The sequence below is a fragment of the Streptomyces mirabilis genome (genome assembly GCF_039503195.1).
Classification (GTDB): domain Bacteria; phylum Actinomycetota; class Actinomycetes; order Streptomycetales; family Streptomycetaceae; genus Streptomyces; species Streptomyces mirabilis_D.
Map to the genome: position 1 here is coordinate 4030024 of NZ_JBCJKP010000001.1, position 22839 is coordinate 4052862.

General features: G+C 71.0%; 16 protein-coding genes. 9 read left to right on the top strand and 7 right to left on the bottom strand.

The genetic code is table 11. The annotated features are described in order from the left end of the window. Positions 1–143 precede the first annotated feature (143 nt). On the top strand, positions 144–1193 hold the full coding sequence (locus tag AAFF41_RS18790; RefSeq protein ID WP_054231851.1) for a LacI family DNA-binding transcriptional regulator: 1050 nt from the start codon (positions 144–146) through the stop codon (positions 1191–1193). A 331-nt stretch (positions 1194–1524) separates the two neighbouring features. Here AAFF41_RS18790 and AAFF41_RS18795 read toward each other — a convergent pair whose 3' ends face one another. Beyond that, the gene (locus AAFF41_RS18795) at positions 1525–2952 is read right to left on the bottom strand and encodes an alkaline phosphatase family protein (RefSeq protein WP_319747950.1); all 1428 of its coding nucleotides are present in this window, start codon (positions 2950–2952) and stop codon (positions 1525–1527) included. Positions 2953–3300: 348 nt separating this feature from the next. Between AAFF41_RS18795 and AAFF41_RS18800 the strand changes: the two genes are divergently transcribed. The 3 genes from AAFF41_RS18800 to hemC all read left to right on the top strand — a co-directional run bounded on the left by AAFF41_RS18800 (position 3301) and on the right by hemC (position 6306). Beyond that, entirely contained in the window at positions 3301–4233 is a 933-nt protein-coding gene (locus tag AAFF41_RS18800) for a bifunctional helix-turn-helix transcriptional regulator/GNAT family N-acetyltransferase (RefSeq protein ID WP_319747948.1), read from the top strand. Between the two features lie 253 nt (positions 4234–4486). After that, positions 4487–5287, top strand: a complete 801-nt coding sequence (locus AAFF41_RS18805; RefSeq protein ID WP_097288976.1) for a sugar phosphate isomerase/epimerase family protein — start codon at positions 4487–4489, stop codon at positions 5285–5287. Positions 5288–5370: 83 nt separating this feature from the next. Then, positions 5371–6306, top strand: a complete 936-nt coding sequence (hemC, locus tag AAFF41_RS18810; RefSeq protein ID WP_319747946.1) for a hydroxymethylbilane synthase — start codon at positions 5371–5373, stop codon at positions 6304–6306. Between the two features lie 25 nt (positions 6307–6331). Here hemC and aroA read toward each other — a convergent pair whose 3' ends face one another. After that, complete coding sequence (gene aroA, locus AAFF41_RS18815) at positions 6332–7573, bottom strand: 3-phosphoshikimate 1-carboxyvinyltransferase (protein ID WP_054230789.1); 1242 nt, start codon at positions 7571–7573, stop codon at positions 6332–6334. A 396-nt stretch (positions 7574–7969) separates the two neighbouring features. Here aroA and AAFF41_RS18820 point away from each other — a divergent pair, with 396 nt between their 5' ends. Then, positions 7970–9793, top strand: a complete 1824-nt coding sequence (locus AAFF41_RS18820) for a glycoside hydrolase family 3 protein (protein WP_343324275.1) — start codon at positions 7970–7972, stop codon at positions 9791–9793. Between the two features lie 198 nt (positions 9794–9991). Then, positions 9992–10585 carry a hypothetical protein gene (locus AAFF41_RS18825; RefSeq protein WP_425526134.1) on the top strand — a complete coding sequence of 198 codons (594 nt, stop codon included), beginning with the start codon at positions 9992–9994 and terminating at the stop codon, positions 10583–10585. A 49-nt stretch (positions 10586–10634) separates the two neighbouring features. On the opposite strand, the gene AAFF41_RS18830 is transcribed toward AAFF41_RS18825, so the two are convergent. Beyond that, positions 10635–12083, bottom strand: a complete 1449-nt coding sequence (locus tag AAFF41_RS18830; RefSeq protein WP_319747940.1) for a S28 family serine protease — start codon at positions 12081–12083, stop codon at positions 10635–10637. A gap of 139 nt (positions 12084–12222) precedes the next feature. Then, entirely contained in the window at positions 12223–12618 is a 396-nt protein-coding gene (locus AAFF41_RS18835; RefSeq protein ID WP_319747938.1) for a hypothetical protein, read from the bottom strand. Between the two features lie 160 nt (positions 12619–12778). On the opposite strand from AAFF41_RS18835, the gene AAFF41_RS18840 reads away from it, so the two are divergent. Further along, positions 12779–13255: a hypothetical protein gene (locus AAFF41_RS18840; RefSeq protein WP_319747936.1), complete on the top strand. Its 477-nt coding sequence runs from the start codon at positions 12779–12781 to the stop codon at positions 13253–13255. Positions 13256–13313: 58 nt separating this feature from the next. Here AAFF41_RS18840 and AAFF41_RS18845 read toward each other — a convergent pair whose 3' ends face one another. The 3 genes from AAFF41_RS18845 to AAFF41_RS18855 form a co-directional block, all read right to left on the bottom strand. After that, complete coding sequence (locus AAFF41_RS18845; RefSeq protein WP_343324276.1) at positions 13314–17045, bottom strand: ABC transporter ATP-binding protein; 3732 nt, start codon at positions 17043–17045, stop codon at positions 13314–13316. Positions 17046–17122: 77 nt separating this feature from the next. Then, entirely contained in the window at positions 17123–18217 is a 1095-nt protein-coding gene (locus tag AAFF41_RS18850) for an esterase-like activity of phytase family protein (protein WP_343324277.1), read from the bottom strand. A gap of 53 nt (positions 18218–18270) precedes the next feature. After that, a complete protein-coding gene (locus tag AAFF41_RS18855) occupies positions 18271–19209 on the bottom strand; it encodes a serine hydrolase (RefSeq protein ID WP_319747930.1) in 939 nt (312 codons plus the stop codon). Positions 19210–19466: 257 nt separating this feature from the next. On the opposite strand from AAFF41_RS18855, the gene AAFF41_RS18860 reads away from it, so the two are divergent. Both AAFF41_RS18860 and AAFF41_RS18865 read left to right on the top strand, forming a co-directional pair. Further along, entirely contained in the window at positions 19467–21782 is a 2316-nt protein-coding gene (locus AAFF41_RS18860) for a glycosyltransferase family 39 protein (protein ID WP_343324278.1), read from the top strand. A 200-nt stretch (positions 21783–21982) separates the two neighbouring features. Further along, entirely contained in the window at positions 21983–22786 is an 804-nt protein-coding gene (locus AAFF41_RS18865) for an endonuclease I family protein (protein WP_343324279.1), read from the top strand. Positions 22787–22839: the final 53 nt, after the last annotated feature.

Genomic DNA, 22839 nt, shown 5'->3' on the forward strand with positions numbered 1-22839 from the left:
GGTCGGATGGAGCACTACGAGCAATACGAGCACGACAGGCACGACGGGTACGACGGGTACGACGGGTACGGCAGGCCAAAGAGCACAGCGAGCACGAGAAGCACGATGGGGTGCTACAAGATGCGTGACCGGAGGACGACGAGATGACCGTGACCCTGGCGGACGTGGCGGCGCGTGCGCAGGTCTCGCCCGCGACCGTGTCCCGGGTGCTGAACGGGAACTATCCCGTCGCGGCGTCCACGCGCGAGCGGGTGCTGCGCGCGGTGGACGACCTGGACTACGTACTGAACGGACCCGCGAGTTCGCTGGCCGCCGCCACCTCCGACCTGGTCGGCATCCTGGTGAACGACATCGCCGACCCCTTCTTCGGAATCATGGCGGCCGCGATCCAGTCGGAGATCGGCGGGCCCGGGGGACGTGCGGGCGGCGAACGGCTCGGGGTCGTGTGCAACACCGGCGGCTCCCCGGAGCGTGAGCTGACCTACCTCACGCTCCTTCAGCGCCAGCGCGCCGCCGCGGTCGTCCTGACGGGCGGTGCCGTCGAGGACGCGCCGCACGCGGCGGCGGTCGCGGCGAAGCTGCGCAAGCTCGGGGACGCGGGGACCCAGGTGGTCCTGTGCGGACGGCCGCCCGCGCCCGACGCCCCCGAGGCGATCGCGCTCACCTTCGACAACCGGGGCGGCGGACAGCAGCTCACCGAGCATCTGATCGGGCTCGGCCACCGCAGGCTCGGCTACATCGCGGGCCCGGAGGAGCGGACGACGACCCGGCACCGCCTGGAGGGGCACCGCGCCGCGCTCGCCGCGCACGACATCGAGGACGATCCGCGGCGCACGGTGCATGGACGCTACGACCGTCGGGCCGGCTACGAGGCGACACTCGAACTCCTGCGCCGTGACCCGTCGTTGACGGCTGTCGTCGCCGCCAACGACACCGTCGCGCTCGGTGCCTGTGCCGCGCTGCGGGAGGCGGGCCTGCGTATCCCCGACGACGTGTCCGTCGCCGGCTTCGACGACCTTCCCTTCAGCATCGACGCCGTCCCCGCGCTCACGACGGTGCGGTTGCCCCTCTCGGAGGCGGGGGCCCGGGCCGGGCGTATCGCGATGGGCCGCGAGGAGCCGCCGCCGGGCGGGATCGCGACGGTGCGGGGGGAGTTGATGGTGCGGGGGTCCACAGGGGTGCCGCGGGTCTGAACGTGGGGTTTTCGCCCCCGCCGCCCCTACCCTCCCCCAAGCTCTCGACTTCGCTCGAGCAGGGGGACCCCCATCATCCTCAACTTGGGGGCTCCGCCCCCAGACCCCCGGGTGGGCTCATTACCCGCGAGCCGGTGGGGGCTGGTCGCGCAGTTCCCCCTACTCACCCGCAGCCGAAGACGCACGGGAGGGGGCGTGGCGGTGCGTCGCAAGCGCGTCGCTTACGTTCGGATCGAGCAGCGGGTCGCTTGCCCGGTCCACGTCTGGTCCGGCGGCGACGGGCTCGACGTACCGCCACGGCCCCGACCCACCCACCCGCCGGGGCCCGCGATCACACGTGCGGACGGTGCCCCTTCTCCTGACGGGGGAACGACTGGTCGGCACCGGGCAGCGTCGGCTTCGGAAGGGTCGCGACCTCCTCCTTCGCCTTCTCCAGCTGCTCCGCCGTGTCGTCCGGCAGCCGCGGCGGACGCGGACGCCCGTGCGAGAAGCGGAACGCCGACGTGAAGTCACCGAACGTCGACCGCCGCCAGTCACTGACGTTGGGCTCCTCGACCCCCGTGAACCGCTCGAGGAACTGCAGCGCCGAGGTGTGGTCGAAGGCCTCCGACGCCACCCAACCCCCCACCGTCCAGGGCGAGACGATGATCGCAGGCACTCGGAAGCCGCCCCCGATGGGCAGCCCCTGGACGAACTCGTCCGGCGTACCCGCCGGAGGCGTCGGCGGCGGCACATGGTCGAACAGGCCGTCGTTCTCGTCGTAGTTCAGGATGAAGGCGGTCTTGCTCCACACCTTCGGGCTGGAGGCGATCGCCTCGATCTTCGACGCGACGAAATCGGCGCCCGCGGCGGGCAGGTAGTCCGGGTGCTCGGACTGAAAGCTCGTCGGCACGATCCAGGAGACCGCCGGCAGCCGGTCGTTCCGCGCGTCGTCCTCGAACGTGCCCTCCGGCTGCGGGCGCACCCCACGCTCGTACAGCTCGGACCCCGGCGCCGCCCCGCGGAAGCTCGCGAACTGCTCCAGCATGTTGCAGCCGTAGTCGTCGTCCTGCTGGTACACCTTCCAGCTGACCCCGGCCGCCTGCAGCCGCTCCGCGTACGTCGTCCACCGGTACGGCGTCGGCGCCGTGTTGACGAGGACCGGGCCGCCCCGCGTGCCGCCGGGGTCGATCGTGCCGGTCATCCAGTACAGCCGGTTGGGCCAGGTCGGCCCGAACACCGAGCAGAAGTAGTGGTCGCAGACGGTGAACGTCTCCGCCAGCGCGAACTGGAACGGGATGTCCTCACGCGTGTAGTAGCCCATCACGTACGGCCCGTTGACCCCGTCCGCCTTGCGGTGCGCCGGCAGCCAGCGGTCCATCTTCCCGCCGTTCCACGCCTCGTGCTGCACCGCCCACGCGTGGCTCGTGGACGGGATCGCCTGGGCGCTGGACGTGTGGGTGTCGAGATGGAAGGGGAGCAGATACCCCTTCGGGTTCACGGCGTCGGGCTGGTAGAACACCGACCGCCCGGTGTCGAGCCTCAGCGCGTGCGGGTCGGCGAAGCCGCGTACGCCGGACAGGGTGCCGAAGTAGTGGTCGAAGGACCGGTTCTCCTGCATCAGCATGACGACGTGCTCGAGGTCGCGGAGCGAGCCGTGCTTCGGCGGCCCGGCCGCGACGGCCTTCTGGACGCTCGGCGGGAGGAGGGAGAGCGCCGCGGCGCCGCCCAGCGCCCCCGCGGCCGAACCCAGGAGTCTACGACGTGTCAACTCGGCCATTTCTACCCCTTCTTGAGACTTCGTCAGCTCTTCGGAGTCGAACTGCGGGCCACACGGGGGCGGGGCCCGCCGCTTCACTCTCCTAGGGGCGGCCGAGAGTTGGCAGAGGCGTGCGGTGAACTCGTGGCCACCGCGCGGAAAGGGGTTGGCCACGTCATGACCGGGTTGCCGGGGAGTTGCCCGACCGTTGCCCGCGCTTGGCTGAAGCCGTAGGCTCGGCATATACCTCTGACTGAGTCAACTATCAGGTCCGAGCAACCACTATCAGGTCCGAGTAACCCAGGCCGCTGGGCCAGACCCGCGCAGCCCGACTAACAACCGGCGCCGACCATCCGGGGTTGAGTGATCATGACCGTCCAGGACATCCGCTCCTTCAACCGCTTCTACACGAACGTCATCGGGGCCCTCGACTACGGCCGCCACCTCTACGCCCCCTACACCCTCACCGAGTCCCGTGTGCTGTACGAACTCGCCCACTCCCCCCGCACCGACGCCGCCGACCTCCGCGGCGAACTGTCCCTGGACGCCGGTTACCTGAGCCGCATCCTGAACAAGTTCGAGCAGGACGGCCTGATCGAGCGGACCCCCTCGGAGCGGGACCCGCGGCGGCGCCGCATCACGCTCACGGCACAGGGCAGGGAGACGGCGGCCCTGCTGGACGAGCGCTCACGGGAATCGGTGGGGGCGCTGCTGGCGACCGTGCCGGCCGACGACCGCCCCCGGCTCGCCGAGGCGATGCGGACCGTGCGCACGCTGCTCTCCTCCGGGCGCCCACCACGCAGCGAGGACGTCGTCCTGCGCGATCCCGGGCCCGGCGACCTCGGCTGGATCGTGCAGCGCAACGCCGCGCTGTACGCCGCCGAGCACGGCTGGAACGCCGACTACGAGGGCCTGGTCGCCCGGATCGTGGCGGACTTCGCCGAGGACCACGATCCGCACCTGGAGCGGGTGTGGATCGCCGAGCTGGACGGCCGGCCGGTGGGCTGCGTGATGTGCGTACGCGACGACGCGCCCGGGACCGCCCGCCTCCGCCTGCTCCTCGTCGAGCCCGACGCGCGCGGGCTGCGCATCGGCGACCGGCTGGTCGAGGCCGTCATCGACTTCGCGCGGGACGGTGGCTACCGGGACCTGGTCCTGTGGACCAACGACGTGCTCTCCGCCGCCCGCCGCATCTACCAGCGCCACGGTTTCGTCCTCGTCGCCGAGAAACCGCACCGCTCGTTCGGAGCGGACCTGACCGGCCAGGACTGGCGGTTGGATCTGCACCCCCCGCAGGAGTGACCGGTCTGGCTCACTCGGCTTTCCAGGCGCCACCGCCGGTCGCGGTTTCGGTCATGTCCGGGGTCGGTCGAGCATGCCTCGGTCGAGCACGCCGGGGTCCGGCGTGACGGCATCCGGCGTTCCGGCGTCGGCCCCGGCGCCCGGCCCGGTGAGCTGCCACCAACTCGTTCGACCACCCGCAGCCGATTTTTCCCTTCGACTCTCCTTTTGATCGACGACGGCCGACATCGGCACGCGAGTAGGGTCCATGCACATGAAGCTGGCCTTCTCCACGCTCGGCGTACCCGGGCTCCCCATCCCCGACGTCGTACGACTCGCCGCCGCGCACGGCTACCACGGCGTGGAGCTGCGCGCGCATCCCGAGGAGCCGGTGCACCCCGGGATCGGGGCCGCCGAGCGGGCCGAGGTGGTCGCGGAGTTCAAGGCGGGCGGCATCGAGATCCTGGGCGTGGCGGGCTACGCGCGGGTGGCGGCGCCGGGCGACGACGACACCGTCGTCGCCGAGGTCAAGGAGCTCCTCGACCTCGCCCACGACCTGGGCGCCCCGTTCGTACGCGTCTTTCCGGGCGCGAGTTCCGAGCAGAGCGTCGAGGAGGCGGACGCGACGGCGGCACGGCGGCTCGGCACGGCCGCGGAGTACGCCGCCGACCTGGGCGTACGGATCCTGCTGGAGACCCATGACTCGCACCGCACCGGCGCGGACGCGATCAGGATCCTGGGCCTGGTCGGCCACCACCACGTGGGCTCGCTGTGGGACGTCATGCACACCTGGCTCGGCGGCGAGGAGCCGGCGGAGACCTACGCGGCCCTGTGCACCTACCTCGGCTACCTCCAGGTCAAGGACATCGCCTCCGCCGAGGACACCACCCCGCTCCCCCTCGGCGCGGGCGTCCTGCCCCTCGCCGACTGTGTGGAACTCCTCTCCCGGGAGGGCTGGGACGGCTGGCTGTGCTGGGAGTACGAGAAGCGGTGGTACGAGGAGGCCGCACCGCTGCCCGAGCTGCTGGGACCGGGTCGGGAGCACCTCGGGCGCCTGCTGAACGACTCCGCCTAGGACCGGTTCCGGCGACGCGCGCACACGCCCGGGCGGCCGTCCCGCGGCTCCCCGCCCCTCGCCGACGGGCTATCGTGGACGCCATGTCGGCACCGGAACTGATCCGTATCGTCTCCCGCGACTCGCCCATGGCCCTGGCCCAAGTGGAGCGTGTCCGTGCCGAGTTGAGCGCGCTCCATCCGCACATCCGTACCGAGGTCGTGCCCGTGAGGACGACCGGTGACAAGTGGATGGGCGACCTGGCCAAGGTCGAGGGGAAGGGCGCGTTCACCAAGGAGGTCGACGCGGCGCTGCTGGCCGGTGAGGCCGATCTCGCGGTGCACTGCGTCAAGGACATCCCCGCGGACCGTCCCCTCCCGGCGGGGACGATGTTCGCCGCGTTCCTGGCGCGGGACGACATCCGGGACGCCCTCGTGCACCCGGGCGGCCTCACGCTGGACGAGCTGCCGCAGGGGGCCCGGATCGGCACCTCGTCGGTACGGCGGGGCGCTCAGCTGGCCGCCTCGCACCCGCACTTGGAGTGCGTGCCGTTCCGGGGGAACGCCAACCGGCGGCTGGAGAAGCTGGCGGCCGGTGAGGCGGACGCGCTGCTGCTGGCGGTGTCGGGGCTGGAGCGGATCGGCCGGGCGGACGTGATCACGGAGATCCTGTCGCCCGAGACGATGATGCCGCCGATCGGGGCGGGGATCCTGGCCCTCCAGTGCCGTGAGGGCGACACCGACGTCATCGAGACGATCAGCGACCTCGGCGACCCGAACACGCACCGCGAGGCCACGGCGGAGCGGATGTTCCTGCACGTCCTCCAGGGCCACTGCAACTCACCGATCGCCGGTTTCGCGAAGGCCGACCGCAGTGGCGAACTGTCCCTGCGTGCCTGCGTGTTCACCCCGGACGGCAAGACCGTACTGAACGCCCACGAGTGGGCGGGCCGCCTCGACGCCGCGACGCTCGGCACGTCGGTCGCCGTCGCCCTGTTGCGTCAGGGCGCCCGCGAACTGATCGACGACATCCCGCACTGATCGCCCCCGCTGATCACCTCACTGATCACCCCAGCGGGCCGGCCCAGGCGGCGAAGGTCTCGTGGAAGGCGGGGAACGTCTTCCGTACGCAGCCGGGGTCGTCGAACGAGACACCGCCCGGCGCGCGGAGTCCTGTCACCGCGAAGGACATGACGATGCGGTGGTCACCGTACGTCTTGATCTCCGCGCCCGGCACGGGCTGCGCACCGGGGTGGATCTCGATCCAGTCGGCCCCGGTCTCCACCCGTACGCCCAGCCGGCGGAGGTTCTCCGCGCAGGCGTCCAGGCGGTCGCACTCCTTCACCCGTGTGTTGGCGACGTCCTCGATGCGGACCGGGCCCGAGGCGAAGGGCGCGATCGCGGCCAGCGTCGGCATGGTGTCGGAGATGTCCCGCATGTTGACCGTGAGCCCGCGCAGTTCGCCGGTGCCGGCGACCGTCGTCCCGCCGGAGCCGACCTCCACCCGCGCCCCCATCCGCCGCAGTACGTCGACGAAGCCCAGGTCGCCCTGGAGCGCGCCGGCGCCCAGGCCGGGGACCGTCACCTCGCGGCCGGTCAGGGCGGCCGCGGCGAAGAAGTAGCTCGCGGTGGAGGCGTCGGGTTCGACGGCGTAGGTGGTGGCGCGGTAGCCGCCGGGCGAGACCACGAACACCTCGCCCTCCCGGCGCACGGACGCGCCGAACGTCCGCATCATCGCGAGCGTGATCTCGACGTACGGCGCCGAGACCAGGTCGGTGACGGTGATGCGCAGGCCCTTGCGGGTCAGCGGGCCGAGCAGCAGGAGGGCGGTCAGGTACTGCGAGGACTGGCCCGCGTCGAGCGTCACGTCACCGCCCTCCACGCCGGCCGCCGCGATCCGCAGCGGATGGTGGCCCTCCGCCTCGTCGTGCCGCAGGTCGACGCCGAGGTCGCGCAGGGCGCGGGTGAGCGGGAGCAGCGGGCGGCGGCGCATCTGCGGGGAGGCGTCGAAGCGGTAGGTGCCGTGTCCGGCGGCGGCGAGGGTCGGCAGGAAGCGGGCGGTGGTCGCGCCGTCGCGGCAGTACACGTCGGCGTCGGTGGCCGCCGGGCCCTGGGGGCGGCCGTCGATCTGCCAGGCGTGCGGGGTGCGGCCGACGCGGTAGCCGAGCCGGGTCAGGCCTTCCGTGAAACCTTCCGTGTCGTCCGACCGGAGCGGCCGCACGAGGGTCGTGACCCCGTCGGCCGCCGCCGCCAGGAAGAGCGCACGCGCGGTGATGGACTTGGAACCGGGGATGTCGACGACGGCCATGTCCTCATGCTGGCTCCCCGATCCGCTCCGGCGCGGGAACGTCCGCCAAATGGACCTGTCCCTGCGAGCCCGGCGTCGAACCGTCCCACCCATTCGTCCCACCCGCACCAATTCCCCGAACCGGCGAAAACCGGGGAACCTCGACCCGCACCGGTTCGTCCAATCCGCATACTGCCGGATGAGTCTCCGCAGAGCGGTGTCGGCCTCGCTGCTGGCTGCGAACGCTGACCACCCTCTCCGCCGCCTGCGGCCGGCAGCACGCCGTCACCGGCGCGCCCCCCTCCAACTGCGCCGGTGACGGCCCCTCCTCGGGATACTGTGCACACCCTTGACTGGAAGAAACTTCCCGGATATTCGTGATTCCTCGGAAGTTTCCTTCATGAGGGAGGAGCGCACGTGGGGCCATCGAGTTCTTCCAGACCGTCCAGACGTACCGTTCTCGCCGCCACCGCCGGGACCACCGCGGCCCTGACCTTGAGCACCACCTCCGTCCGGGCGGCCGAGAAGAGACCTGACGAATCGTCACTCCGGGCGCTCGTCTCCCGCATGACGCTGGAGGAGAAGGTCGGCCAGCTCTTCGTGATGCGGGTCTACGGGCACTCCGCCACCGCGCCCGACCAGGCCGACATCGACACCAACCTCGAGGAACTCGGCGTCAGGACGGCCGCCGAGCTGATCGCCAGGTACCGCGTCGGCGGGATCATCTACTTCACCTGGGCGCACAACACCCGTGACCCGCACCAGATCGCCGCCCTCTCGAACGGCATCCAGAAGGTCTCCCTCGACCAGCCGCGCGGGCTGCCCGTCCTCATCTCCACCGACCAGGAGTACGGAGCGGTGGCCCGGGTGGGCAAGCCCGCGACGCTGTTCCCGGGCGCGATGGCGCTGGGCGCGGGCGGATCGCGGGAGGACGCCCGTACGGTGGGGCGCCTCGGCGGCGCCGAGCTGCGCGCCCTCGGCATCCGACAGGACTACTCCCCGGTCGCCGACGTGAACGTCAACCCGGCCAACCCGGTCATCGGCGTACGCTCCTTCGGCGCCGATCCGGACGCCGTGGCCGGGCTGGTGACGGCCGAGGTGAAGGGCTATCAGAGCGTCGGGGTCGCGGCCACGGCGAAGCACTTCCCGGGGCACGGGGACACCGCCGTCGACAGCCACTTCGGCTTCCCCGTCATCACACACAGCCGCGAGCTGTGGTCGTCCCTCGACGCCGTGCCCTTCCGGGCCGCCGTCCGCGCCGGCATCGACTCGGTCATGACCGCCCACATCATGGTTCCGGCCCTCGACCCGTCCGGGGACCCCGCGACCCTCTCCCACCCGATCCTCACCGGCATCCTGCGCGAGGAACTCGGCTACGACGGGCTCGTGGTGACCGACTCGCTCGGCATGGAGGGTGTCCGGACGAAGTACGGCGACGACCGCGTCCCCGTCCTGGCGCTCAAGGCCGGTGTCGACCAGCTCCTCAACCCGCCGTCCATCCACGTGGCCTGGAACGCGGTCCTGAACGCCGTGCACGGCGGCGAGCTCACGGAGGCCCGGCTCGACGAGTCCGTCCTGCGCGTCCTGCGCCTGAAGTCCAAGCTGGGCCTGCTGGAGAATCCGTACGTCAGCGACTCCGGCGTCGACCACACGGTCGGCACCGCCGCGCACCGCAGGGCGGCCGACCGGATCGCCGAGCGCACGACGACACTGCTCGTCAACCAGGAGCGCCTGCTCCCGCTCTCGCGCCGGAGCACCCCGCGCGTCCTCGTCGTCGGCGCCGATCCCGCCTCGCCGTCCGGCACCGACGGACCGCCCACGACCGTCCTCGCGACCGCCCTCACCGAGCTGGGGTTCACGGCGACGGCACTGTCCACCGGAACGGCACCCTCCGCGGCGACCATCGACAACGCGGTGGCGGCGGCCAAAGGCGTGGACGCGGTCGTCGTCGGCACGTACAACGTGACGGCGACCGGGTCGCAGAAGACCCTCGTCGAGCGGCTCGTCGCCACCGGCGTCCCGGTGGTCGCGATCGCGATCCGCAACCCGTACGACGTGGCGCAACTCCCTGATGTGCGTGCCTACTTGGCGACCTACTCCTGGACGGACGTCGAACTGCGCGCCGCCGCCCGAGTGATCGCGGGCAGCGCGAGGCCCCGCGGGAGGCTGCCGGTGGAGGTGCAGCGGGCGGACGACCCGACGAAGGCGCTGTATCCGATCGGGTACGGATTGACGTACTAGGTCCGGTAAGGGCTGACGTACCACCCCTGCTGGGGGTTTGGCGTACCGGCCCTACGCCGCACACCCGGCGCACCACCCCCAAAGGGCGCAAAGCACCCCGGATGTCTGGCGTGTGCCCGTCGCGACGGGTCACGCTGGACGGGGGTATCGGGGGAAGCCATGCGAGCCAGCTCGTCGGGTCGGCGTTCCGTTGGGGTGGTGTGCGCGCTGCTGCTGGTCCTCGCCGCGCTCGCGGGGTGCGACCGCTGGTCGGACTCGGGGAGCGCCGAGCCCGGCGCGGGGCCGACATCGACGCAACCCTCGGGCTACGGGGCGGTGTTCCTCGCGGTCGACGAGTGCAGTTCCTTCGGGACGACCAGCTTCACCGAGGTGCCCTGCAGCAGCGAACGGGCCGCCGCGCGGGTGATCGCCCGTTACGACGGCAAGGTGGCCGACGGGCCGCTGTGCCCCGCGACCACTGACTTCGTGCTGCACATCAGCGAGACCCGGCCCGCCTCCGACGAGAACGGCGACGGGGTCGTCCCCCAGGGGTACGCCTGCATGCGCAAGCTGGAGGCCCCGCACCCCGGTGATCCGGGCGGAGGCGGCGGACCCCGCACCATCGTCGGCGACTGCGTCTACAACTCCGGTGACGGGCAGGTGCGGGAGACCGCGTGCGACGGCAAGGGCAAGAAGCCCCCGGACTACAAGGTGACCTCGGCGGTCGTCGACCGCGCCGAGTGCCCGTCGTCCACAGCCCTCTACGTCCAACTGGGCGGCAGCAGACCGGTGGGCTGCGCCCGCCCCGTGTAGCCGAGGGGCGGACGCAGCCGGTGGATCGTATTGCGGCCGGCGAACCGGGTTACGGTCGCAGCGCGGGCTCGCGCTCGATGTCGCGCTGGTCCAGCTTCGCGTCGAACTTCGCGAGCGGCCTCGCCGCCGACGGGTTCTCCTGGACCGTCGCCGGGGCGACACCCGCCCACTCCAGGATGCGGGCCGTCGCGAGGGCCTTCTCGTCGGGGACGAGGCCCGCGACGTTGGCACCGTGGTTCAGACCGGGGGCGGTGAAGACGTACGAGTCGCGCGCGCCCTTGCCGAGCCGGAAGCGTTCCGCGCCCCAGGGGTCGTTCTGGCCGTAAACGAAGAGCATGTGGTCGGCGTGGTGACGGACCCAGGAGTCCACGTCCGCCATGGCCCACGGCTGGAACCTCATCGGGATCGAGCGCGGCACGAAGTTCCGCGGCGGCTGGTAGCCGTAGCGGATGTACTTCTTCTCGATGGTCGGGAAGTGGATCGTGGGCGCGCCGAGCTGCGTACCCGCCTGGTAGTAGTACGGCGTGTACGTGTTCAGGCCCTGGTCGGTGTAGGCCGAGAAGCCGGAGATGGTGTCGACGGAGTCCCAGATCGCGTCATCGGTGGCGTGGGCGGCGTCGGCCGGGATCGAGGCGCAGTCCGTGAGCAGGCTGTACTGCCAGAAGCCCCACACGTAGTCGAGCACGACCGCCTCGTACGCCTTGTCGAGGCTTCCGATGGTGGTGAAGGTGTAGCCGTTGTCGGCGGCGTACGCCTCGTACTTCTTCTCCAGCGGTGCGCGCCGCACCAGCGCCTCGCGCTGCACGGCGTTCAGCTTGTCGCGGCACTCCTTGGTGCCGACGTTCCTGAAGAAGCGGTCGTACGCCGAGTCCTCGTCGTTCACCACGTCGTTCGGGGCGACGTAGGCGACGACGCCGTCCATGTCGCGCGGGTAGAAGCGCTCGTAGTACGTGGCGGTCATGCCGCCCTTCGAGCCGCCCGTGGAGAGCCACTTCTGGCGGTAGATCGGCTTGAGAGCCTCGAAGATGCGGTGCTGGTCGCTCGCCGCCTGCCAGATGTCGAGCTTCGACCAGTCGGCCGGATCGGGCCGGGACGGAGTGAAGAAGCGGTACTCCATCGAGACCTGGTTGCCGTCCACGATCTGGGTGGGCTCACGGCGGCCCGGGTTCGTGGAGACGTTGTAGCCGCCGGTGTAGAAGACGGTCGGGCGGGAGACGTCCTTGTGCAGCACGGTGATCCGCTGCTGGAACGTGCCCTTGGACGGGTGCCGGTGGTCGATCGGCTGGGTGTAGTTCAGCACGAAGAAGCGGTAGCCGGTGTACGGCTTCTCCTCGATCAGGCTCATGCCCGGTATCGCGAGCAGCCTGTCCTTGATGTCGGTGTCCGTGCTTGTGGTGCCTGGTGCCGCCTCCGGCTGGGCGGCGGTGGCCGCCCCGGCCGTGCTCAACGTGCCTATGAGCACCGTGAGCGCCAGCAGCCATCTGAGCGCCTTGCGCATGCACACTCCCCTGTGAAACGGATGTGCGCTGGAAGCTATCGGAGCAACTCACAGGCGCACCAGGGGAGATGGGGAAAACCCTGCGGGAAGGCGGTGTCTCGGCCGGCTCGGCACTCGGCCGGTTCAGCACTCGACCGGTTCAGCAGAGGATCCAGCTCGAGCTCACCGAACCCGAGCCGACCGAGCCCTGGACGCGGACGCAGCGGTGGCCCGCGTGGACGGTCACGGGGCCGGCGTGGTGCGAGAAGCTGCCCCGGTCGACCACGGGTCGGCTGCCGCGCGCCTGCACGCTGACGGACATCGTCCGTTTGCGCGACTGCTGATCCTTCGGGACGGTCATCGCGCAGACATAGCCGTCGCGCTTGTAGATCTGGACGGAGCCGGTCGAGAAGCTGAGCGTTCTGACCTTGCGACCCGAGCAGTACGAGTCGGCGGCCTGCGCGCTGCCCGGACTCATCAACGCCATCAGCCCGGCCGCGGTCAACACCGCAAAGCCCAGCGCCAGGCGCCGGCGTATCGCACTACCACGGTCCACTGTCGTCCTCCCCCGGCCATTCAGCGTACTGGTGTACGGACGCAGGACGTACATCGGATGGTTGCCTTCATCCGAGAGAGGTTTTCTTCCGCGTTTGGGGCAACCACACCCCTTTGTTCGGTGTCCAACCGGTCAGAAAACCGACGAAAGGTACTCATCCATGTCCCGCACGTCACATTCACGTACGGCCGTCGGCGCGCTCGTCGCCGCGGCGCTCCTCGCCACGGCGGGTGCCTCCGTGCCCGCGTTCGCCGGCTCCAGCACGCCCCCGCCCGTCCGCAGCGGCGCCAACGGCCCCGCCTACGACCGGGTGGCGAACTTCTACGGCGCCTACATCGACGCCGTCACCGACGAGGGAAGCGGTCACCTCGGCTCCCAGCTGCGCACCTTCTACCTGACCAAGGATCTCCGCACCCGCCTGGCCAAGTGGGAGAGCCGCGAGCACGCCGACGGGGTGCTGCGCGCGCAGGACGTGCCGCGGGCGTGGAAGGTGACGGCGGGCGACAGCGGCGCGGGCCACACCTGGTCGACGGTGCGCCTCACCTGGGGCTCCGCCCAGCACCCCACGTACACCTATCTGACCGTGCAGTCGGACCTGGCCACGAAGAAGATCTCCGACATCAAGGCGAAGAGCTGAGAGGTCCGAGGCACGCTCCCTCTCCCGCTGTTGAGGGAACTCAGACCGGTGCGGGCACTCACGCCGATGAGGGAACCGGCTCCTCCTCCTCCGGGGCTCCGACGAACGTCCTCCACAACTCCGCGTAGTGGCCGCCCTGTTGGAGGAGTTCGTCGTGGGTGCCGTCCTCGGCGACGCGGCCGTGGTCCATGACCACGACCCGGTCGGCGCGGGCGGCCGTCGTCAGACGGTGGGCGACGACGAGGGTCGTACGGCGGCCGGCGAGGCGGTCGGTGGCCTGGTTGACCAGGGCCTCCGTCGCCAGGTCCAGCGCCGCCGTCGCCTCGTCGAGGAGCAGCACGTCCGGGTCCACGAGTTCGGCGCGGGCCAACGCGATCAGCTGGCGCTGGCCGGCGGAGAGGTTGCGACCGCGCTCGGCGACCTCGTGGAGGTAGCCGCCGTCGAGCGTGGCGATCATGTCGTGGGCGCCGACCGCGCGGGCCGCGGCCTCCACCTCGGCGTCGGTCGCGTCGGGGCGCCCGTAGGCGATGGCGTCCCGGACGGTCCCCTGGAAGAGGTACGCCTCCTGGGGGACGACGCCGAGCCGGTGCCGGTACGAGGTCAGGTCGAGCGAGCGCAGATCCGTCCCGTCGACCGTCACCCGCCCGCCCGTCGGGTCGTAGAACCGGGCGACCAGCTTCACCAGCGTCGACTTGCCCGCACCGGTCTCGCCCACGAAGGCGACGGTCTGTCCGGCGGGGATGCTCAGCGAGACGGCGCTGAGCGCCTCCTCGTCGTCACCATAGGCGAAGTCGACGTCCTCGAAGGCGATGTCGCCCCGCAGGGAAAGGACGTCCAGCGGTTCGTCGGCCGCCTTCGTCGAGGTCGGCTCCTGGAGCAGTTCCTGGATGCGGCCCAGCGAGACCGTGGCCTGCTGGTAGCCGTCGAAGACCTGCGAGAGCTGCTGCACGGGCGCGAAGAACAGGTCGATGTAGAGGAGGTAGGCGACCAGCGCGCCCGTCGTGAGGGTGCCTGCGTCCACCCGGTGCGCGCCCACGATCAGCACGGCCGCCGACGCGACCGACGACAGCAGTTGCACGAAGGGGAAGTAGATCGATATCAGCCACTGGCCGCGGGTGCGCGCCCTGCGGTAGCTGTCGCTGCCCTCCGCGAACCGCTGCCCGCCCGAGCGCTCGCGCCGGAACGCCTGCAGGATCAGCAGTCCGGAGACCGACTCCTGGAGGTCGGCGTTGACCGCCGACACCCGCTCGCGGGCGAGTTCGTACGCCTTCACGCTCGCCCGGCGGAAGAAGAACGTGCCGATGACCAGCGGCGGAAGGGTGATGAAGACGACCAGCGCGAGCTGTACGTCGATCACCAGCAGCGCGCCCATGATGCCGAAGAAGGTGACGACCGAGACGAAGGCGGTGACCAGGCCCGTCTGGAGGAACGTCGACAGCGCGTCGACGTCCGTCGTCATCCGGGTCATGATCCGGCCCGTCAGCTCCCGCTCGTAGTAGTCGAGCCCGAGGCGCTGGAGCTGCGCGAAGATCTTCAGGCGGAGGGAGTAGAGGACCCGTTCGCCGGTCCGGCCCGTCATCCGGGTCTCGCCGATCTGCGCGGCCCACTGGATGAGCACGGTGACCAGCGCCAGCGCGGCGGCGGCCCACACCGCGCCGATGGCCATCCGGGTGACGCCCTGGTCGATGCCGTGCCGGATCAGCACCGGCAGCAGCAGACTCATCCCCGCGTCCACGGCCACGAGCCCCAGGCTCACGAGCAGCGGGAGCCCGAAGCCGCGCAGCAGCCTGCGCAGCCCGTACGACTCCTCGGGCCTGACCGCACGCGCCTCGTCGATGCCGGGGGCGTCGGTGGCCGGAGGCAGCGCCTCGACCAACGTGAGGAGTTCGGGCGTGGCGGGCATGCCGGACAGGGCGTTGTCCTTGGGCTCCCGGTCGCCGGTCCACAGATGGGGAGTGACCCCGCGCTCGGCGTCGAACTCGGCGTCCAGCTCGTCCCGTACGGAGGTGTCCTCCTGGGGCACGTCGGGCAGGACGTGGCCGGGCGAGACGCCGCCCAGCTCGTCCGGGTCGGTCAGGAGCCGGCGATACAGCGGGGAGCGCTGCTGGAGTTCCTCGTGGGTGCCGATGTCGGCGAGGCGGCCGCCGTCGAGGACGGCGATGCGGTCGGCGAGGTTGAGGGTGGAGCGGCGGTGGGCGATGAGGAGGGTGGTGCGCCCCTCCATGACCCCCTTGAGGGCCTCGTGGATCTCGTGCTCGACGCGGGCGTCCACGGCGGAGGTGGCGTCGTCCAGGACGAGCAGGCGGGGGTCGGTGAGGATGGCGCGGGCGAGGGCGACGCGCTGGCGCTGGCCGCCGGAGAGGGTGAGGCCGTGCTCGCCCACCTTGGTGTCGTAGCCCTCGGGCAGCTCGGCGATGAAACGGTCCGCCTGTGCGGCGCGGGCCGCGGTCTCGATCTCCTCCTGGGTGGCGTCCGGGCGGCCGTAGGCGATGTTGGCGCGCACGGTGTCGGAGAAGAGGAAGGAGTCCTCGGGGACCAGGCCGATCGCGGCGCGCAGTGACTCCTGCGTCAGCTCGCGGACGTCGTGGCCCCCGATGAGGACGGCACCGTGCGTCACGTCGTAGAAGCGGGGCATCAGGAGGGAGACCGTCGACTTGCCGGAGCCGGAGGAGCCGACCACGGCGAGGGTCTCGCCGGGACGGATCTCGAAGCTCAGCCCGTCGAGCACCGGCCGCCCGTCCTCGTAGGCGAAGGACACGTCGTCGAACTCGACGGTCGCGGGCGCGTCGGCCGGGAGGGTCTTGGTGCCGTCCTTGATCGACGGCTCGGTGTCGATGAGCTCGAGAACGCGCTCGGCGCCCGCGCGGGCCTGCTGCCCGACGGTGAGGACCACGGCGAGCATCCGTACGGGTCCCACGAGCTGGGAGAGGTACGAGGAGAACGCGACGAAGGTGCCGAGCGTGATCTGGCCCCGTACGGCGAGCCAGCCGCCCAGCGCCAGCATCGCGACCTGGCCGAGGGCGGGCACGGCCTGGAGGGCCGGGGTGTACTTGGCGTTGAGCCGGATGGTCCGCAGCCGCCCCGCGAAGAGCCGCCGCCCGACCTCCCGGAGCTTCCCGGTCTCCTGCTCCTCCTGCCCGAAGCCCTTCACCACGCGTACGCCGCTGACGGCGCCGTCGACCACACCCGCCACGGCGGCGGCCTGCGCCTGCGCGTACCAGGTGGCGGGGTGCAGCTTGGAGCGGCTGCGCTTGGCGACGACCCAGAGGGCGGGGGCGACGGCGAGCGCGACCAGGGTGAGGGGCAGGGACAGCGAGGCCATGATCCCGAGGGAGATCAGGAAGAGCAGCACGTTCCCGATGGTCATCGGGAGCATGAAGAGCAGGCCCTGGATCAGCTGGAGGTCGCTGGTGGCGCGGCCGACGACCTGGCCGGTGGACAGCTCGTCCTGGCGTCGTCCGTCGAGCCGGGTGATCGTCCCGTACATCTCGGTCCGCAGGTCGTGCTGGACGTCGAGGGCGAGGCGGCCGCCGTAGTAGCGGCGGATGTAGGTGAGGACGTACACGACGACGGCGGCGGCTATGAGCGCGCCCGCCCAGGGCGCCATGGACTTGCTGTGGTTCCCGATGACGTCGTCGATGATCACCTTGGTGATCAGCGGGACGACCGCCAGGACCGCCATGCCGCCGAGCGAGGAGCCGAGCGCGAGCAGGACGTACTTCGGGTACCGCCACGCGTACCCCGCGAGCCGCTGCGCCCAGCCGCCCTTGTCCCCTTGCTCGAATGCCACGCCGGTGCCTTCCGTAGATCTCACTCCGCCGCAAGACACCAACGCTGAAGCAAGCGGATTTCATCCCTCCGCAATCATCAGCCGTTCACCGTGTGTGGCAGGCGGACGCTCAGGGAGTACAGGCGGGTGGTCTGGACGGCGTTCTGGTTGTCGTCGCTGACCAGGAGGAGCTGGAGACGGCCGTCCGGGGCGCGGCCGGTGATCGTCAGGCCCTCGATGTTGTCGAGGAGGGGGTTGGGCTGGGGCTGCTTGGCCCGGGCGCCCAGTGAAGGACAGTTCACGAGGTCGGCGAGGAGCGTCTTGCGGGCGAGCCGCACACCTTCCTGGCCGGTCAGGGTGTCGACACGGCGGGTGTCCGTGGCGTGGCGGAGGTCGGCGAGGTAGAGGCGGACGGTGTTGCCGACGCCCGCGGTGAAGCCGCGCTCCAGGACGAGGAGGCGGCCGTCGGGGGTGGCCTGTGCCTCGGAGACGCCGAGGCCGGCGTCGGTGCGGTAGCCGTACTGGGCGGAGAGCCGGAAGTCACCCTGGCGGGTCGCGCGGTCCCAGGTCTGGAAGCGCACGATGCCGGCGGTGTCACCGCTCAGTGACCCCTCCATGGCGGCGAGCAGGGTGCGGCCGCCGGGGAGGAGCGTGAGCCCTTCGAAGGTCAGGTTGGAGGTGGCGCGGCCCGCGGGAGCGACCTTGAGCGCGTCCGGCACGGGAAGGCTCCCGACGAGGGTGCCGTCGCGCTCGTAGCGGCGTACGGAGGGCTCGGTCTCGGAGGTGACGAGACGGGTGCCGGTGGGGGTCCCCCCGCTCGAGCGAAGCCGAGAGTGGGGGAGGTCCACGGCCAGGCCCTCGGAGTCGAGCGCGGCGCCCTTCTCGTCGACGAGGTTCACGACGCTCGTCGGCTTCAGCGTCTCGCGGTCCAGGGTGAAGAGCGAGGACCGGTCGGAGAGCGCGGCGATCCGGCCGCCGCGGTCGACGGCGAGCGCGGAGAGGTTGCCGACGAAGGTGTCGTCGTACGTCGTCTTGTCGAGCACGTCGGAGTAGCTCGTGATCGAGACGGCGGGCGAACAGGCGTGGACGCCCGGGGCTTTGCCGCTGTGGGCGTCGGCCGGAGCGGCGGCGGTCACACAGGTGGCCGCCGCCAGGCCGGCGGTGACGGTGGCGAGTACGGATCTCATGCGCATGCCGGTCACCGTAGGACGGCCGGCTGACGCGCGGGAGACCGCCTCGTGAAGCGTCAGCCCGCGGACGGCACCGCCGGGATCGCTTCCTGGGGGTTGGTCGTGGGCACGTAGCGCAGCACGCTCGCGCTGGTCGTGGAGGCGGTCGGCACCAGGTCCTTGTGGATGGCCTTGGCGACGGCCTGGATGGTGTTGACGCCGTACTGCATGGTGCTGTTGTCCTGTGTCAGCACGGTGATCATGTAGTCGTGGCCCGCGCCGTTGAACGTGCCGATGCTGTGCACGCGCCAGCCGTGCGTGGCACGCGACAGCCAGCCGTTCTTGACGTGCACGGCGACCGAGGAGGGCGCTCCGGCCGGGGTGCCCCAGCGCTGCGAGGAGATGACCTTGCCCATCAACTTCAGCTCGTAGGCGCGGGAGTTGTCGCTCAGCACGGAGTTCTTGGCGGTGAGCAGCGCGAGCAGCTTCTGCTCGTCCCGGACGGTGATCTGGGTGAGACCCCAGTAGTTGTTGGCACCCGGCTTGGTCTGGGTCATCCCGGCGGCGGCGAGGAAACCTTTCACCTTGGTCACACCGAGCTGCTTCCACAGCGTGCTGGTGGCGTTGTTGTCCGACTGGGTGATCATGGCCGTGGCGAGGCTCTGCTCACGCGTGGTCAGATACCGGTTGTGCTTCTTGGCGTCCCACAGCAGCGTGGCCAGCACGGTGGCCTTGACGACGCTGGCGGAGTCGTACGCGGTGCTGCTCCGCAGGGTGCAGGTGGTCTTCGTCGAACGGTCGTAGAGACCGACGGCGACGGTGCCGGCGCGGCCCTTGAGCGCCGTGGTGATGTCCGTCTGCAGCTTGGTGGCCAGGCCCGTCTTGCTCGACGTACAGCTGACCTGCGGTGCCGTGGCGGCAGCGGCCGGTGCGGCGGCGGCCGCGAACGGCACGATCACCCCGGCGCCGAGGCCCGCCGCGAGCACACGGGCACGCCGGGATATCCGGTGAGTCATGGAGGTTCCCCATCCCCTTCGACCAATACGAGCGCGCCTGTGGCGCACTCGCCTCTCATGACTCACTTGGGTGGCCGAAAGTTGTACGCGTTTTCTGCGGACGGAGGTTCGGGGTAGCGAGGGGGCCGTCCTGAAGGCACGGAGAGATGCCGGAGGAGCGGCGGGCGGGCGGCTCTCTTACCCGCATCTCATCCATCCACAGCTCGCCCCCAGACAGAGCACAGCCCGTACCCACCGGCGGTGTGCACGGTGCACTGGTGACATCTGCCACCGACCCACTGCCCCCGGCTCCCGGCCCTTCCGTGGCCCCCGGCGCACCGGCCGCCGAGCCGCCCCAGGAGCCGTCGCCCACCCCCGCCGCGCCCCGCTGGTCCCTCCCCGCCCTGATCGCGATCATGGCGCTGGCCACGGTGCTGTACTCCTGGAACCTGTCGTCCTCCAGCCTGAACAGCTTCTACAGCGCCGCCGTGCTCAGTGGCACGCACAGCTGGGAGGCGTGGTTCTTCGGCTCGCTGGACGCGGGCAACTTCATGACCGTCGACAAGCCGCCGCTCGTCCTCATGGTCATGGGCCTGTTCTGCCGGGTCTTCGGCTTCGGCACCTGGCAGATGATGCTGCCGCTGATCGCCGCCGCGGTCGGCACGATCTGGATCCTGCACTCCTCGGTGAAGCGGGTGTTCGGGCACGGCGCCGCCGCGATCGCCGCGCTGGTGCTCGCGCTCACCCCGATCACCGTCGCCATCAACCGTGACAACAACCCCGACTCCCTGCTGGTGCTGCTGATGGTGGGCGGTGCGGCCCTGGCGCTGCGCTCCGCGCACAACGGCCGGCTGCTGCCGCTGCTCGGCTCCGCGGTGTGCTTCGGGCTCGCCTTCAACACCAAGATGCTCCAGGGCTACATCGCCCTGCCCGCCGTCTTCGCCATGTACCTGTACGCGGCCCGCCTCCCCCTGGTGAAGCGGATCGTCAACCTGCTGCTCGCGGGCGTGGCCCTGGCCGTCTCCAGCTTCTGGTGGGCGGCGGCCGTCTCCCTGGTGCCCGCCTCCGAACGGCCGTACATCGGCGGTTCGACCGACGGCACCGCCTGGAACCTGATCACGGGTTACAACGGCCTGGGCCGGGTCTTCGGCGGCGAGGGCAACGGCGGCGGGGGCGGCGGGGGCGGCGGGGGCGCCAACTTCGCCGGCACCGCCGGTCTCGGCCGGATGTTCAACGACATCCTCGGCGGCCAGATCTCCTGGCTGCTGCCCTTCGCCGCGATCGCCCTCGTCGGCGGTCTGATCCTGCGCGGCCGCGCCCCGCGCACCGACCTCACCCGCGCCGCGCTGATTCTCTGGGGCGGCTGGACCCTCTTCCACTACCTGACCTTCGCCATGGCCGAGGGCACCATGCACCCGTACTACACGACCGCGCTCGCCCCCGGCATCGCGGCCCTGTGCGGAGGCGGCGGCGTCATGCTGCTGCGGGCCTTCCGGGACGACAAGCGGTGGGTGTGGGCACTGCCCCTCGCCCTGGGCGCCACCGCGATCTGGTCGGTCGTGCTGCTGCGCCGGGCCTCCGGCTGGAACACCTGGCTGTGGCCGACGGTCGCGGTGCTGATGGCTGCGGCGATCGTGGGTCTCCTCCTCTTCCGGTCCGGACAGCGCGTACGGCTGCTGGCGGGCGCGCTGACCGCGGCGATCGTCGCCGCGCTGGCGGGTCCGACGGCGTACGCCGCCTCGGTGCCCTCCGGCTCGGGCGGCGGCATGGGCGGCACCAACCCGACGGCCGGTCCGACGACGGGCAACGGCATGGGCGGGCCCGGCGGCGGGGGTCGCGCGGGCGGCTTCCCCGGCGGTTCCGGCGGTTCCGGCGGTCCGGGCAACGGCGAGATGCCGGGTGGCACGCAACAGGGCGGCCAGACGGGTACGGTGCCGAGCGGCGCGCCCGGCGGTGCCTCCGGCGGCGGTATGCCCGGCGGCACCCAGCAGCGCAACGGCGAACTGCCCGGCGGCGGCGAGAACGGCGGCTTCCCCGGCGGCCGGCAGGCGGGCGGCGAGACGGGTACGCCCCCGAACGGCACCGGCGCCACCGGACAGCGCGGCGGCTTCGGCGGCGGTGGCATGGGCGGCATGGGCGGCGGCGCCGACAGCGAACTCGTCGCCTACCTGAAGAAGCACCGGGACGGCGCCAAGTGGCTGCTCGCGGTGTCCAGTTCACAGAGCGCCGCGCAGCTGATCGTCAGCACCGGGCAGCCCGTCATCTCGATGTGGGGCTGGTCCGGCACGGACAAGGCGATGACCCTCGCCAAGCTCAAGGAGCTGGTGAAGAAGGGCGAGCTGCACTACATCCAGCTCGGCGGTGGCATGGGCGGCGGCATGGGCCAGGGCGGCTCCGACAGCGTCAGCTCGCAGGTCACGGCCTGGGTGCAGAAGCACGCCACGGTGGTGAAGGAGAGCGCCTACAGCAAGAGCACCTCCACCACGCCGACGTCCAAGACCTCGACCGAGGCCTCGGCCGAGTCCGGCTCCCAGGCGCAGAGCGGCCAGACGTCGTCCGCGCTCTACCGCCTGAACCCGTCCGACCTGAACTGACCGCCCCTCAAGTGCCGGAAGGCCCCCGCCCATGTGACTGATGGGCAGGGGCCTTCCGGTGCGTCATGTCGCGCGCACAACAAGCGACTTGCCGGTTTCCGTCACCCAACCGACACGCTCCGTTCATTCCCTGAATCGCATGTCCATGTCACGCTCCGGTTGCCCGCTCGATCAACCCGCGTAGAACGGACGCCCCCACCATGCCCGCCACGCACATACGCCGCTGGAAGACGCTGGCGCTGACCACCTCAGCCGTCCTGGTAGGCCTCACCCTGCCGGCGATGACCGCCACTCCCGCGAGCGCCACGACGACCGCGTACGACAGCACGTACTACAAGAACGCGGTCGGCAAGACCGGCAGCGGCCTGAAGTCCTCGCTGCACACGATCATCAGCAGCCAGACCAAGATCTCGTACTCCGCGGTCTGGAACGCGCTCATGGTCACCGACCAGGACCCGAACAACAGCAACAACGTGATCCTGCTGTACAGCGGCACCTCGCGTGCCAAGTCGCTCAACGGCGGTGACACGGGCGACTGGAACCGCGAGCACGTGTGGGCCAAGTCCCACGGCGACTTCGGCGAGGTGACCGGTCCCGGCACGGACCTGCACCACCTGCGTCCCGCGGACGTCCAGGTCAACAGCATCCGCGGCAACAAGGACTTCGACAACGGCGGCAGCACGGTCAGCGGCGGGGGTGGAAGCCTCACCGACTCCGACTCGTTCGAGCCGCGCGACGCGGACAAGGGCGACGTGGCCCGCATGATCCTCTACATGGCGGTGCGCTACGACGGCGGCGACGGTTTCGCCGACCTGGAGCCCGACGAGAAGGTCAACAACGGGAGCGCGCCGTTCATAGGCAAGCTGTCCGTGCTCAAGGAGTGGAACGACGAGGACCCGCCGAGCGCCTTCGAGGAGAAGCGCAACCAGGTCATCTACGACAGCTACCAGCACAACCGCAACCCGTTCATCGACCACCCGGAGTGGGTCGAGGCGATCTGGTAGACGGCCGCGATGGCGGTCGACCGGCTACGGCCCGGGCCACCGGACCGTGGCTG

What these genes read in the sequence shown, in the direction of transcription:
- AAFF41_RS18790 (WP_054231851.1), top strand. Translation starts at nt 144, where the DNA reads ATGACCGTGACCCTGGCGGACGTGGCGGCGCGTGCGCAGGTCTCGCCC.
- AAFF41_RS18795 (WP_319747950.1), bottom strand. Translation starts at nt 2,952, where the DNA reads ATGGCCGAGTTGACACGTCGTAGACTCCTGGGTTCGGCCGCGGGGGCG.
- AAFF41_RS18840 (WP_319747936.1), top strand. Translation starts at nt 12,779, where the DNA reads ATGTCCCGCACGTCACATTCACGTACGGCCGTCGGCGCGCTCGTCGCC.
- AAFF41_RS18805 (WP_097288976.1), top strand. Translation starts at nt 4,487, where the DNA reads ATGAAGCTGGCCTTCTCCACGCTCGGCGTACCCGGGCTCCCCATCCCC.
- AAFF41_RS18855 (WP_319747930.1), bottom strand. Translation starts at nt 19,209, where the DNA reads ATGACTCACCGGATATCCCGGCGTGCCCGTGTGCTCGCGGCGGGCCTC.
- AAFF41_RS18865 (WP_343324279.1), top strand. Translation starts at nt 21,983, where the DNA reads ATGCCCGCCACGCACATACGCCGCTGGAAGACGCTGGCGCTGACCACC.
- hemC (WP_319747946.1), top strand. Translation starts at nt 5,371, where the DNA reads ATGTCGGCACCGGAACTGATCCGTATCGTCTCCCGCGACTCGCCCATG.
- AAFF41_RS18830 (WP_319747940.1), bottom strand. Translation starts at nt 12,083, where the DNA reads ATGCGCAAGGCGCTCAGATGGCTGCTGGCGCTCACGGTGCTCATAGGC.
- aroA (WP_054230789.1), bottom strand. Translation starts at nt 7,573, where the DNA reads ATGGCCGTCGTCGACATCCCCGGTTCCAAGTCCATCACCGCGCGTGCG.
- AAFF41_RS18850 (WP_343324277.1), bottom strand. Translation starts at nt 18,217, where the DNA reads ATGCGCATGAGATCCGTACTCGCCACCGTCACCGCCGGCCTGGCGGCG.
- AAFF41_RS18800 (WP_319747948.1), top strand. Translation starts at nt 3,301, where the DNA reads ATGACCGTCCAGGACATCCGCTCCTTCAACCGCTTCTACACGAACGTC.